Here is a 12,794-nt window from a genome sequence, read left to right as displayed (position 1 = left end):
TGTCCAGTCCTGACATAGGTTTACACCTATTTCAGCCTCAAAACGCCCGATGCACCGCATCGGGCGTTTTGTATTTCAGCGATAGATGTGGCCGCTCACTGTTATAGATATGCACGGATTGATCCACCATTCGCGCGGCTTCAGCCGCATCTTTGGGCCGATGCAAGAGAAACTCGGTTTTCAAAATCCCGTTCACTCGTTCGGCCAAAGCATTTTGGTAGCAGTCGTAACCATCGGTCATAGAACACCGGATACCGTGCTTTACATGCAGCCGCTGATAAAGCTCGGAGCAGTATTGGATGCCTCGATCTGAGTGATGAACAAGGTTTTGCTCTGTTTTTCTGCACTTGAGGGCTTTACTGAATGCCTGAATCACAGACTCCGTGTGCAAGCTTTCGTGAACATGATGCCCCACGATCTTCCGAGAGTAGGCGTCAGTCACCAAGCTCAGATAGGCCACGCCCGTTTGAGTGGGCAAGTAGGTGATATCGGCTACCCAAACTTGTTCTGGCGCCGTAGCAACTACCTGTGATGGCCCTTCTTTGAGCAGGTTGGGGTGCCTGTGAAAGCGATGATGACTGTTTGTCGTTTTGTGATAGGCCCGCTTTCGAGGAACCAACTCTCTGCGATCCCGCAAAATGTCGAAAAGGCAGTCTCGACCAACCTTTACCGGGGCTTCGGGCTCGCTATGCATGAGGTTATGAAGCTTTCGGGTTCCAAGCCTAGGTTGTCTGAGGCGCTTTTCGTGCACGAACCCCATAACCTTCTGAGCCTGGAGGGCTCGAGCATTACATGCTCGAATGCGTTTGTAATATGCCTGGCGGGATATCCCGATGAACTGGCAAGCCCGGCTGATACTCAGGTCTTGGACTTTCCTTTGGGAGAGGGCTTGCCGGATCGCTTTTTTACGACAGAGACACCAAAGTCATTCTTGAGTACATCAACAACGGCTTCGAAAAACTGAGCTTTCTGATTGGCTTGAGCGAGTTGCTCTTCAAGCTCTTTGATTCGCTGTTCGGGCGTCAGCGGCTTGTCGGGCTCATCCATGGAACGGGATCTCTTGGTACGAATGGACGCGCTTTGACTCCAGTTCTGTCGACCATGCCTGCGTAGCCAGTTCAACACCGTAGATTTGCCCTGGATGCCGTAGCGCTCTTGAGCCTCTTTATAACTCAACTCGCCTTTTTCGACCTGATCGACGACTGACAATTTAAAGGTCAGCGAGTAGTCACGCTGACTGCGCCTTTTTCCTGAATTCATTACGCCTTCCTGAGATTGGGTCAGAAGGTGTAAACCTTATTCAGGACGGGACAAGTGACACAAAAAGGGGCGACTTGGTCGCCCCTTTTTTGTGGGTGCTGATAACGCCATCGCGGGCAAGCCCGGCTCCCACAGTGAACGCATTCCAATGTGGGAGCCGGGCTTGCCCGCGATGGCGATGGCTGGGTCAACGCATAGTCAGCTGATACACACGCTCATCAAGCCGCGTGACGCCATCCTGCATAGCCTTCCAGCTCTAACTCAGGATGTCTCGCTCCTCCAATATCTCCAAGCTCCAACGCAAACCCAGCAACACCCTGACTTCTTCGTCAGTCACCGCAAACGGCGGCCCAGCCTTCTGCGTCTGATCATAATCCAGGGTAATCAGCAGCCCCTTGCAGCCAGGGCGCACAAGCGTATTCAAATGCTCAGCGTATTGCGCCCGCATCAGCGGCGGCAAAGCGATCAACGCCGCGCGGTCATAGAGTGCAGTGCAATCGGTCACTGCCTCGGCGTCAATGGCGAAGAAGTCGCCGCACCACACCTCGATCAAGCTGGACACATATACCTTGAACGCGCCTTGCTGGCGGATATGCGGCGTCAACGCTTGCTCATTGAAGAAGGCTTCAACCGCCTGCTCCGACAGTTCCACGCCCATTACGCGATACCCAAGGCTCACCAACCAGATCAAATCCAGGCTTTTGCCACACAACGGCACCAGCACTTTCGCGCCATCCGGCAATGCCAGTTTCGGCCAATGCCGCTGCAGGTAAGGGTTGACGTCGGGCAGGTGAAAGCCAATCTGATTGCGCGCCCAGCGTTCTTGCCAAAACTTAGGCTCCATAAATCACCCTGAAAATTCGATCAAAAGGCGCTAAAACTTATATTAGATTTAGATCAATGATCTGATTGAAGATGGGCCTATGTTAACCCTCAGGACCCGACTTATGCTCCCCAGCCTGTTTATCTCCCACGGCTCGCCCATGCTTGCCCTGCAACCCGGCGCCAGTGGCCCTGCGCTGCGCCGTCTGGCGGCTGAACTGCCACGGCCAAAAGCGATTGTGGTGGTATCGGCGCATTGGGAAAGCCACGAATTACTCGTCACGGGCAGCGCCGCCCCGGAAACCTGGCACGACTTCGGCGGCTTCCCTGCCGAACTGTTTGCCGTGCAGTACCCGGCACCGGGCAACCCGCAGCTGGCCGGGCAGATCGTCGAGCTGTTGCAAGCCGATGGCCTGGATGCGCAACTCGATGCACGTCGCCCCTTCGACCACGGCACCTGGGTACCGCTGTCACTGATGTACCCGGCGGCGGATATTCCGGTGGTGCAGGTGTCCTTGCCCAGCCGCATGGGCCCGGCACTGCAAACCCGAGTCGGGCATGCCCTGGCGAGCCTGGGTGAACAGGGTGTGCTGTTGATCGGCTCCGGCAGCATCACCCATAACCTGGGTGAGCTGAACTGGCGCGCCGGACCCGATAGCATCGAGCCCTGGGCACGGGATTTTCGCGATTGGATGGTGGGTAAACTTGCCGCCAACGATGAAGCGGCCCTGCACGACTATCGGCGCCAGGCGCCACACGCCGTGCGCAGCCATCCCAGCGATGAACACTTGTTGCCGTTGTACTTTGCACGGGGCGCCGGAGGGGATTTCAGTGTGGCGCATCAGGGGTTCACCTTGGGCGCGCTGGGTATGGACATCTATCGTTTCGGGTAAGACAGGACGCGGAGCGTCCGGGGCGGCATTCCCACGCAGAGCGTGGGAACGATCAGGCAAAAAAAATCCCCGAACCAGTCGGGGATTTTTTATGTGCGATCAATCAGCCCAAGGGCAGATCAATCTTCGCGGTAGCGACGCAGCTTCAGCTGCTTACCGGCAACGCGAGTGTCTTTGAGCTTGGCCAGCAGTTTTTCCAGACCGTCTTCCGGCAGCTCCACCAGGGAGAAGCTGTCACGCACCTGGATGCGACCGATGGCTTCACGTGCCAGGCCACCCTCATTGAGGATAGCGCCCAGCAGGTTCTTGGCGGCGATACCGTCACGCGCGCCCAGCGCGGTACGGCAACGAGCACGGCCTTCGGCCAATGGAACCGGAGCGCGACGCTCACGATCACCACGGTCCGGACGGTCGCCAGTACGCTCTGGACGATCACCGCGTGGCGCGTTGTTCGGTACCAGTGGGCGTTCTTTCTCGATCGCTGCCAGGGTCAGGGCCTGACCGTTGGTGGCTTTGCGCAGCAGAGCTGCAGCCAGGGCACGTGGGGTGCAACCGATATCGGCAGTCAGGCGGTCCAGCAGGTCGCCGTGGGTCGATTCAGCGTCAGCCACCAGCGGCGACAGGCTGTTGGTCAGTTTCTTGATGCGCGCATCGAGAACGGCCTGGGCATCCGGCAGGCGGACTTCGGCAACTTTCTGACCGGTGACACGCTCGATCACTTGCAGCATGCGGCGCTCACGTGGAGTCACCAGCAACAATGCACGACCTTCGCGACCCGCACGGCCGGTACGGCCGATACGGTGAACGTAAGACTCTGGATCGTAAGGCATGTCAACGTTGAACACGTGGGTGATACGTGGAACGTCGAGGCCACGGGCGGCAACGTCGGTCGCCACAACGATGTCCAGACGGCCATCCTTGAGGGAGTCGATCACACGCTCACGCTGGTTCTGGGCAATGTCACCGTTCAGCGCAGCGGCTTTGTAGCCTTTGGCTTCCAGGGCGCTGGCCAGGTCCAGGGTCGCTTGCTTGGTGCGCACGAACATGATCAGGGCGTCGAAGTCTTCGACTTCCAGCAGGCTCAATACAGCCGAGGTCTTCTGGTCAGCGTGAACCAACAGGTGAGCCTGTTCGATCGCGGTAACGGTCTGAGTCTTGGTCTGGATCTTCACGTGTTGCGGATCGCGCAGGTGGCGTTCGGCAATGGCACGGATCGACTGTGGCAGGGTGGCCGAGAACAGTACGGTCTGACGGGTCGGTGGCAGCGCTTTAAAGATGACTTCCAGGTCATCCATGAAGCCCAGCTTCAACATTTCGTCAGCTTCGTCCAGAACCAGGTGGTTCACGGTCGACAGCACTTTCTCGTCACGACGCAGGTGGTCGCACAGACGGCCCGGGGTGGCGACAACGATCTGTGCGCCGTTACGGATTGCTTTGAGTTGTGGGCCCATAGGCGCGCCGCCGTAAACGGCCACAACGGTTACGCCTGGCATTTGCTTGGCGTAGGTTTCAAAAGCGGTTGCTACTTGCAGCGCCAACTCACGGGTTGGCGCCAGGATCAGGGCTTGCGGCTCGCGCTTGGCAGGATCGATGCAGTGCAGGATAGGCAGGGCGAACGCGGCGGTTTTACCGGTACCGGTTTGCGCCTGGCCAATCATGTCTTGGCCGGCCATGATGATCGGGATCGATTGCTGCTGAATAGCCGAAGGTTCTTCGTAGCCGGTCGCAATGACGGCAGCAAGAATGTTCGGGTTAAGATTAAAAGCGGCGAAGCCGCCGGTTTCCTGGGTCATGGGTCTGCCTCTAAGTGCATCCGCAAAGACCCATGCTCCAAAGCTGCGCATGCCGTGTTGAGACTCAAGAGTCGCCCTGGCTGCTTTGTCGGCGGGGATTTGCGAAAACGAATGAATGAAAAAGATTCGTCAAGGGAGAGTCCGCTGTGCGGACGTGCAGCCGAAGCTGACTTCGGGGAATTGCGCTACCTAAACGCGGCCCGGTTAAAGGCCGGCGCGCACTATACCGGAAATAGCTGAAAAAGGGAGCTTTTTTTATCCGAAAGTGCCGATATACCGCGCTGCGTCACAGTCTTTGCGCATACCCGCGCCAAGGTCTATTTTTCAAAGGCCCGGCCCTGTTGGTCACAACACTTAAACGGTTCACCTGTGCATCAAGACCCATTGGTCTAAAACCCTACCCAAGCCCCCGAGGCCACCCCCGATGAATCAAGCCAGCAGCAGTCGCGTCAGCCGTGAATTAAAGGGTCATGTCCTGCTGTTGGGGCTGGATCGAGTGGCCAAGCGCAATGCCTTTGACCTGGACCTGCTCAATGAGCTGAGCCTGGCCTATGGCGAATTTGATCGAAACGACGACGCTCGGGTCGCGGTGGTATTTGCCCACGGCGAGCATTTTACCGCCGGGCTGGACCTGGCCAATGTCAGTGGCGTGATGTCGGGAGGCTGGCAACCACCGTTGGGCGGCTGCGATCCGTGGGGCGTGTTTGCCGGCCCCCGCGTCAATAAACCGGTGATCGTCGCGGCCCAGGGTTACTGCCTGACCATCGGCATCGAGTTGATGCTGGCGGCGGATATCAACCTCTGTGCCAGCAACACGCGCTTTGCACAGATGGAAGTGCAGCGCGGGATCTTCCCGTTCGGCGGCGCGACCCTGCGTTTTCATCAGATTGCCGGCTGGGGCAACGCCATGCGCTGGCTGCTGACCGGCGATGAATTCGACGCCCATGAGGCGCTGCGGCTGGGGCTGGTGCAGGAAGTGATGGCCAGTGAAGACCTGCTGCCGCGCGCCATCGAGTTGGCCAACCGCATTGCCCGCCAGGCACCGCTGGGCGTGCAGGCGACGTTGATGTCGGCGCGCCAGGCGCGCATGGAAGGCGAAACCGTTGCGGCGGCAGGGTTGCAGGGGGTGGTGGAGAAATTGCTGAACAGTGAGGATGCCAAAGAAGGTGTGCGGGCCATGATCGAGAAGCGGCCGGGGGTGTTCAAGGGGATTTGAATACCCTGGAATCGCTGTCTACAGGAGTGGCCTCTTCGCGAGCAAGCCCGCTCCCACATTTGTACGCGTACATCCGTTGGAATGCAGTCGAATGTGGGAGCGGGCTTGCTGGCGAAGAGGCCGGTACAGGCAACTAAGTCGCCGGCCGAATCGCCTTGATCAACGCCTGCAACGAATACCCCAACCGCGGCGCCAACGCCTCGGCGCGGTCCGACAACGCAGCCATATCCAGTTCCTGATCCAGCTCCGAAGGCACCAGCAAAATCACATTGCCCTCCTTCACCGGCAGTTCCCAGTAATGCCGGTGATACAACCCGCGCAACAACGCCGCGCCCAATGGTTTACCGTCATCGGTCGCCCACTGGTTGATCACCAGCCAGCCGCCGGGGTTGAGCTTTTTCTGGCAGTTTTCCAGGAAGGTCCAGGCCAGGTGCCCGACGCCCGGGCCGACATCGGTGTAAAGGTCGACAAAGATCAGGTCGGCCGACTCGGCGGTATCGAGCAATTGCAGCGCGTCACCAATGCGGATGTACAAGCGCGGGTCGTCATCCAGCCCCAGGTACTCGATGGCCAGGCGCGGCACATCCGGGCGCAGTTCAATGGCCTCGACGTCTTCCAGCGGCAGAAACTTGAGGCACGCCTGGGTCAGCGTGCCGGCGCCCAGGCCGAGGAACAGCGCGCTCTCCGGTTGCTCATGGCACAACGCGCCAATCAACATCGCACGGGTGTAGTCGTACTCGAGCCAGCTCGGGTCGGCGGTAAACACGCAGCTTTGCTCGATGGCATCGCCAAACTCGAGAAAACGGTAATCGGCCACTTCGAGCACACGGATCATGCCGAAATCATCATGGACTTCGGCCAGCAGGCGCTCGACACGCTCCTCGCTCATCACTACTCCTAAAGGGTTTACCGCACGGCAAAGGCGCGATTGTCGGCCAAGCGGCGGCAACAGGTCACGCACTAATTGCTGCTAACATTGGCGCCCGACCGTCAATCAACCTATCGAGTTCATGATGAGCCAACCCTGGAGCCCCGACAGCTGGCGCGCCCTGCCGATCCAGCAACAACCCCAGTACCCGGACGCTGCGCACTTGCTGCACGTGGAGCAAAGCCTGGCCAGCTACCCGCCACTGGTGTTTGCCGGGGAAGCCCGCGAATTGCGCCGCCAGTTTGCCGAAGTGACCCAGGGCCGCGCCTTCCTGTTGCAGGGTGGCGACTGCGCCGAGAGCTTTGCCGAGTTTTCTGCGGCAAAAATCCGCGACACCTTCAAGGTGCTGCTGCAGATGGCGATCGTGATGACCTTCGCCGCCGGTTGCCCGGTGGTCAAAGTCGGACGCATGGCCGGCCAGTTCGCCAAGCCGCGCTCGGCCAACGATGAAACCATCGACGGCGTCACCCTGCCCGCCTACCGTGGCGACATCGTCAACGGCATCGGCTTCGATGAAAAAAGCCGCGTGCCGGACCCGGACCGCCTGCTGCAGTCCTACCACCAGTCCACTGCCACCCTGAATTTGCTGCGTGCGTTTGCCCAGGGCGGGTTTGCCGACCTGCACCAGGTGCATAAGTGGAACCTGGACTTTATCGCCAACTCCGCGCTGGCCGAAAAATACAGCCAACTGGCCGACCGCATCGACGAAACCCTGGCGTTCATGCGTGCCTGCGGCATGGACAGCTCGCCGCAACTGCGCGAAACCAGCTTCTTCACCGCCCACGAAGCGCTGCTGCTGAACTATGAACAAGCCTTCGTGCGCCGCGACAGCCTGACCAATGACTATTACGACTGCTCGGCCCATATGCTCTGGATCGGTGACCGCACCCGTCAGCTGGACGGCGCCCACGTCGAGTTCCTGCGCGGGGTCAACAACCCGATCGGGGTCAAGGTCGGCCCAAGCATGAAGCCTGAGGACCTGATCCGCCTGATCGACATCCTCAACCCGGACAACGACCCAGGCCGCCTCAACCTGATCGCGCGCATGGGCGCCGGCAAGGTCGGCGACCACCTGCCCAACCTGATTCGTGCGGTACAGCGCGAGGGCAAGCAGGTGCTGTGGAGTTCGGACCCGATGCACGGCAACACCATCAAGGCCAGCAGCGGCTACAAGACCCGCGACTTTGCGCAGATTCTTGGCGAGGTGAAGGAGTTCTTCCAGGTGCACCAGGCCGAGGGCAGCTATGCCGGCGGGATCCATATCGAGATGACCGGGCAGAACGTCACCGAATGCATCGGCGGCGCACGGCCGATTACCGAAGATGGTTTGTCGGACCGTTATCACACCCACTGTGACCCACGGATGAATGCCGACCAGTCGCTGGAATTGGCGTTTCTGATTGCCGAGACGTTGAAGCAAGTCAAACGCTGACTCATAGGCTTGTTGTGGCGAGCGGGCTTGCCCCGCGTTGGGTGGCGAAGCCACCCTGAAACCAGCCACCCCGTTCTTCCAGATATACCGAGGTGTTTGTGATGGGGCTGCTTCGCAGCCCAACGCGGGGCAAGCCCGCTCGCCACAAAAGCCCTCGACAACTCATATTTGCAACATCGCCACCCGAAGCCGCGCCGCACTCGGCCGCTGGCAATTGAGCTGCACCTGCTCCAGCCCCAGCCAGTCCGCCATCTGCCGCAGATTCAGGGCTAACGCCTGCATCCCTTCCTCATCCAGCCCCGGCTCCTCCTCATGCACCGCGTGCACCGCCAGGCGCCCATTGGCGCGCTCAGCGCGCAGGTCAACCCGTGCGGCGATCCGTTCGTTGTGCAAAAACGGCAACACGTAGTAGCCATACACCCGTTTGTGTTGCGGGGTGTAGATCTCAAGCCGGTAACGGAAGTCGAACAGGCGCTCGGTGCGGCTGCGCTCCCAGATCAATGAATCGAACGGCGAGAGCAAGGCGCTTGCTGGCACTTTGCGCGGCACTTTGGGTTCAGGCAGGCAGTACGCCGGCTGTTTCCAGCCCTGCACCTGGCACACCTGCAACTGCCCATCCTCGACCAACTCGGCCAGGCGGCCACGGCTGTCGGCGGGGTCGAGGCGGAAATAGTCGCGCAGGTCTTTTTCGGTGGCGACACCCAATGCAGTCGCGCTGTGCAGCAGCAAGCCACGCTGAGCTTCGGCCTCGCTCACAGACGCTTGAAGAATGTCGGCAGGAATGACCCGTTCCGGTAAATCATAAAGCCGCTCAAAACCGCGCCGCCCCGCGACGGTGACCAGACCGGCAGCGAACAGCCATTCCAGCGCGTGTTTTTCCTCACTCCAATCCCACCAGGGGCCGGCACGCTCCTCGCGGGTCGACAAGCTGCCCGCGCCCAATGCGCCCTGCTGCTCGACGGTGTGCAGCACGCGCTGAATGGTGGCCTGCTGCTCACGCCCAAAACGCGCCATCTGCGAATAGATGCCCTGCCCCAACTTCGCCCGCTCCATGCGCCAGCGCATCAACGGGTACAGCGCCATGGGCAGCAAAGAGGCCTCATGGCCCCAGTACTCAAACAACGAGCGGCGCCGGCCCTGGCTCCAGGCAGCGTGTTCAAGGATCAACGGGGAGTAATGGCCCAGGCGCGAAAACAGCGGCAGGTAATGGGAACGCACCACGGCGTTGACCGAATCGATCTGCAATACACCCAACCGCTCAATCAAACGGTTGAGGTGCGCAGCCTTGATCAAGGCCGGCGCCTGGCGCCCGGAAAAACCCTGGGCCGCCAGCGCCATGCGGCGTGCTTGCTTGAGGGAAAAGGACAGGTCGACGGGCATGGTTCTCTCCGTGTGAGCTCGCCGACCACCCTACTGCATCCCGGGTCATTTTCGCAGCGGGTCTTGCCAGAAATGCAGGTGACGCTCCTGCTCGACATCGCCGCGATTGAGCCCGATGTCCTTGAGCGCTTCATCGCTCAAGCTTGCCAGGGCATGGCGCTCTCCATGCAGCGCCTGCCAGCGGGCGACCGTGCGCAACAGCCCGGAAAACGGGCGTTTGCCCAGCAACACAAAACCTTTCTGACCTTTCATCTTCTCGCCCTCCAGTGGGGATGGCGCAAGTGTGTGCCTGGCCTTATGATCAATCCAACGAATGTTTTTTATGCAATACATCTCGGAGATTGATCAATTGTCCGGCTACCCAAGCATCGACACCGACGTGCTGCGCACCTTCGTCGCCATTGCCGACCAGGGCGGCTTTACCCGCGCCGGCGAGTCGGTCAACCGCACACAATCGGCAGTGAGCATGCAGATGAAGCGGCTGGAAGAAGACGTGCTGCAACGCAAGCTGTTCGAGCGCGATGGCCGACAAGTCAGGCTCACGCCGGAAGGCGAGGTATTACTGGGTTATGCACGGCGCATCCTGAAACTGCACAGTGAAGTGTTCAACACCCTGCGCGAGCCGCATATGGTGGGATTGGTGCGCATCGGCACGCCGGATGACTACGTGATGCGCTTTCTGCCAGGCATTCTCAAACAGTTTTCCAAGGCTTACCCGCTGATCCAGATCGAGATGCACTGTGAGTCGTCATCGGTGTTGATGCAGCGCAGAGACTTGGCGCTGACGGTCATCAGCCGTGAACCCGGCAAGGAAATCGGCGAGTTGTTGCGCACCGAGCGCATGGTGTGGGCGGCCGCGCCGTGCTTCTGCGTGGACGAGCACGAGGCACTGCCCCTGGCCGGTTCCGGTACTGACTGCCTTTACTACCAGTGGACCCGTGCAGCGCTGGATGCGGCCGGGCGTGATTATCGCATGGCCTACCACAGCTCTAATGTGGCGGCGATCCAGGCGGTGGTTAACGCGGGCCTGGCCGTGATGGTGTGCATGGAAAGCCTGGTGACCGACGACTTGCGAATCCTGAGCAGCGACGAAGGCTTCCCGCCACTGCCCTCGATGAACCTGCACTTGTTACGCAACCCGGCAATGACATCGCCGATCACCGAATGCCTGGCGGACTACATCGTCGAAGGCTTCAGACTTTAAAGGTCAACATCACCGCACACACCGCCAGGAAGGCGCAGAACAGCCCGCGCAACACACGCTCGGGCAGTGCATGGGCGACTTTCACGCCCCAACTGATGCTGAGCAGGCCGCCCACCGCCAACGGCACGCCGATCATCCAGTCCACCTCATGGTGCCAGGCGTAGGTGACCAGCGTCACGCTGGTGCTGGGCAATGCCAGGGCCAGTGACAGGCCTTGCGCAACCACTTGGGTGGTGCCGAACAGACTGGTCAGCACCGGCGTGGCAACCACCGCGCCGCCCACGCCGAACAAGCCGCCCATTGAACCGGACGCGGCACCCAGCACGCCAAGCCATGGCCAGGAATAACGCATTTGCGCGGTCGGCGGCGCGTTGCGGGTGAACAGGCGCAGCAGGTTGTACGCCGCCAGCGTCAGCAAGAACGCGATGAAGCCGATGCGCATGGCCCCGGCGTCCAGGCCCACCGCCCAGATCGAACCCAGCCAGGCAAAGCTGAAGCCCATCACCCCCAGCGGCAACGCGTGGCGCAATTCAATCCGGTTACGCTGGTGGTAACGCCACAAGGCCAGCATCACGTTGGGCACAACCATCACCAAGGCTGTGCCTTGGGCAATCTGTTGATCCAGGCCAAACAACACGCCGAGCACCGGAATTGCAATAAGCCCGCCACCAATGCCAAACAAGCCGCCGACCGTGCCGAGCGCCGCGCCCAATACCAGATACATCGCCAAATCCATCACCGCTCACCACTCCAGATGCCCAGGCCTTGCATGCTACGCAGTCGGCTCTAGCGCGGAAACGCACAGCAACGCACAATGGCTGTGCCAATCTCGCATAAGCACACACCCATGAACCCCAACACTCTGACCGAGCAACTGAGTCTGTTTCTGGATGTATTGGAGGCCGGCAGCTTTTCCGCCGCCGCGCGCCTCCATCCACTGACACCTTCGGCGGTGGCGCGGCGCATCGACAGCCTGGAAAGCTCGGTGGGCAGCCGCCTGTTCCAGCGCAGCACCCATGCGGTAGTGCCCACGCCGGCGGGCCTGGCCTTCGCCGAGCGGGCGCGGCGGATCGTCAGCGAATTGCAACTGGCCCGCGCCGAAGCCGTGTCCCTGAGCCATGCGCCGGAAGGCTTGATCCGGGTGGACGCCCCCGCCGCCTTTGGTCGACGGCACTTGGCGCCGGTGATTGCCGACTTTTTGAATGTGTACCCTGGTCTCGATGTGCACCTGCACTTGATCGACAGCTTTGTCGATATGCAGGGTGCGCACCTGGGCAAAGTCGATTTGGTGCTGCGCGCCGGGCATATCGTTGACACGCGCCTGGTGGCCACGCCCCTGGCGAGCATTGTGCGTATCGCCTGCGCCAGCCCGGCGTACCTCAAAAGCCATGGCACGCCCAGCCACCCACGCGAGCTGAGCGAGCACGATGGCCTGGACTGGGACGGCCTGGCGCCGATGTTCGCGTGGCGCTTCGAACTGGATGGGCGCCGCACCCTCTACCGGCCGCGGCGTATCCGCATGAGCGCCAACAATGCCGAAGCCCTGCTGTCTGGTGCCCTGGCCGGGCTGGGCATTGCCCACCTGCCCACGTGGCTGGCCAGCGAATACCTGGTGCGCGGCGAGCTGCTGCCGCTGTTTTGCGAAAACGGACTGCCCAGCCCGGAAACCGCCGGTATCTATGCGTTGCGCCTGGAACAGCAACCCAATGCGCGCAGCCGCTTGCTGCTGGAATACCTCAAATCACGTTTCAGCCCCGTGCCGCCATGGGATCTGGCGCTGCAAAGCGGCCTGGTCTGACCGATGCGCCAGAATTATCTGGCGCATTAAAGGTTTGCCCGCTATATTCCTGGACAGGCACGCTTTTT

General features: G+C 60.5%; 11 protein-coding genes and 1 pseudogene. 5 read left to right on the top strand and 7 right to left on the bottom strand.

Translation table 11 applies throughout. The features are described 5' to 3' along the window. Window positions 1-37 precede the first annotated feature (37 nt). Together BFP92_RS12600 and BFP92_RS12590 are read right to left on the bottom strand one after the other, a co-directional pair. A protein-coding gene (locus BFP92_RS12600; RefSeq protein ID WP_122527355.1) for an IS3 family transposase occupies window positions 38-1,260 on the bottom strand; the annotation gives its coding sequence in 2 pieces (ribosomal slippage) (window positions 38-909 and window positions 909-1,260; 1,224 coding nt in all). Between the two features lie 187 nt (window positions 1,261-1,447). Next, window positions 1,448-2,104 (bottom strand): annotated as a pseudogene (locus tag BFP92_RS12590) (thiopurine S-methyltransferase). A gap of 103 nt (window positions 2,105-2,207) precedes the next feature. Here BFP92_RS12590 and BFP92_RS12585 point away from each other — a divergent pair. After that, window positions 2,208-2,975 carry a DODA-type extradiol aromatic ring-opening family dioxygenase gene (locus BFP92_RS12585; protein WP_065929734.1) on the top strand — a complete coding sequence of 256 codons (768 nt, stop codon included), beginning with the start codon at window positions 2,208-2,210 and terminating at the stop codon, window positions 2,973-2,975. A gap of 119 nt (window positions 2,976-3,094) precedes the next feature. On the opposite strand, the gene BFP92_RS12580 is transcribed toward BFP92_RS12585, so the two are convergent. After that, a complete protein-coding gene (locus BFP92_RS12580) occupies window positions 3,095-4,768 on the bottom strand; it encodes a DEAD/DEAH box helicase (protein WP_017136163.1) in 1,674 nt (557 codons plus the stop codon). 424 nt (window positions 4,769-5,192) lie between these two features. Here BFP92_RS12580 and BFP92_RS12575 point away from each other — a divergent pair, with 424 nt between their 5' ends. Further along, window positions 5,193-5,984, top strand: a complete 792-nt coding sequence (locus tag BFP92_RS12575; protein WP_065929733.1) for a crotonase/enoyl-CoA hydratase family protein — start codon at window positions 5,193-5,195, stop codon at window positions 5,982-5,984. A 133-nt stretch (window positions 5,985-6,117) separates the two neighbouring features. Here BFP92_RS12575 and BFP92_RS12570 read toward each other — a convergent pair whose 3' ends face one another. Next, window positions 6,118-6,873 carry a spermidine synthase gene (locus tag BFP92_RS12570; protein ID WP_017136161.1) on the bottom strand — a complete coding sequence of 252 codons (756 nt, stop codon included), beginning with the start codon at window positions 6,871-6,873 and terminating at the stop codon, window positions 6,118-6,120. 124 nt (window positions 6,874-6,997) lie between these two features. On the opposite strand from BFP92_RS12570, the gene BFP92_RS12565 reads away from it, so the two are divergent. Beyond that, a complete protein-coding gene (locus tag BFP92_RS12565; RefSeq protein WP_058422845.1) occupies window positions 6,998-8,344 on the top strand; it encodes a class II 3-deoxy-7-phosphoheptulonate synthase in 1,347 nt (448 codons plus the stop codon). 162 nt (window positions 8,345-8,506) lie between these two features. On the opposite strand, the gene BFP92_RS12560 is transcribed toward BFP92_RS12565, so the two are convergent. Together BFP92_RS12560 and BFP92_RS12555 are read right to left on the bottom strand one after the other, a co-directional pair. Continuing rightward, window positions 8,507-9,724 (bottom strand): winged helix-turn-helix domain-containing protein, encoded by a 1,218-nt coding sequence (locus tag BFP92_RS12560; RefSeq protein ID WP_065929732.1) that lies wholly within the window; start codon window positions 9,722-9,724, stop codon window positions 8,507-8,509. 45 nt (window positions 9,725-9,769) lie between these two features. Next, window positions 9,770-9,976: a DUF1127 domain-containing protein gene (locus BFP92_RS12555; RefSeq protein WP_065929731.1), complete on the bottom strand. Its 207-nt coding sequence runs from the start codon at window positions 9,974-9,976 to the stop codon at window positions 9,770-9,772. A 70-nt stretch (window positions 9,977-10,046) separates the two neighbouring features. Here BFP92_RS12555 and BFP92_RS12550 point away from each other — a divergent pair, with 70 nt between their 5' ends. After that, window positions 10,047-10,928, top strand: a complete 882-nt coding sequence (locus tag BFP92_RS12550; RefSeq protein ID WP_065929736.1) for a LysR family transcriptional regulator — start codon at window positions 10,047-10,049, stop codon at window positions 10,926-10,928. On the opposite strand, the gene BFP92_RS12545 is transcribed toward BFP92_RS12550, so the two are convergent. After that, the gene (locus BFP92_RS12545; protein WP_065929730.1) at window positions 10,918-11,667 is read right to left on the bottom strand and encodes a sulfite exporter TauE/SafE family protein; all 750 of its coding nucleotides are present in this window, start codon (window positions 11,665-11,667) and stop codon (window positions 10,918-10,920) included. The two genes, BFP92_RS12550 and BFP92_RS12545, sit on opposite strands and share 11 nt — an antisense overlap. Window positions 11,668-11,775: 108 nt before the next feature. On the opposite strand from BFP92_RS12545, the gene BFP92_RS12540 reads away from it, so the two are divergent. After that, on the top strand, window positions 11,776-12,726 hold the full coding sequence (locus BFP92_RS12540) for a LysR family transcriptional regulator (protein ID WP_065929729.1): 951 nt from the start codon (window positions 11,776-11,778) through the stop codon (window positions 12,724-12,726). The last annotated feature ends 68 nt before the right edge of the window (window positions 12,727-12,794 follow it).

The sequence above is a fragment of the Pseudomonas sp. 58 R 3 genome, assembly GCF_900006605.1.
Classification (GTDB): Bacteria; Pseudomonadota; Gammaproteobacteria; order Pseudomonadales; family Pseudomonadaceae; genus Aquipseudomonas; species Aquipseudomonas salomonii.
The sequence above is the reverse complement of the archived record's forward strand: the minus strand, read 5'-3'. Positions and strand labels throughout refer to the sequence as shown.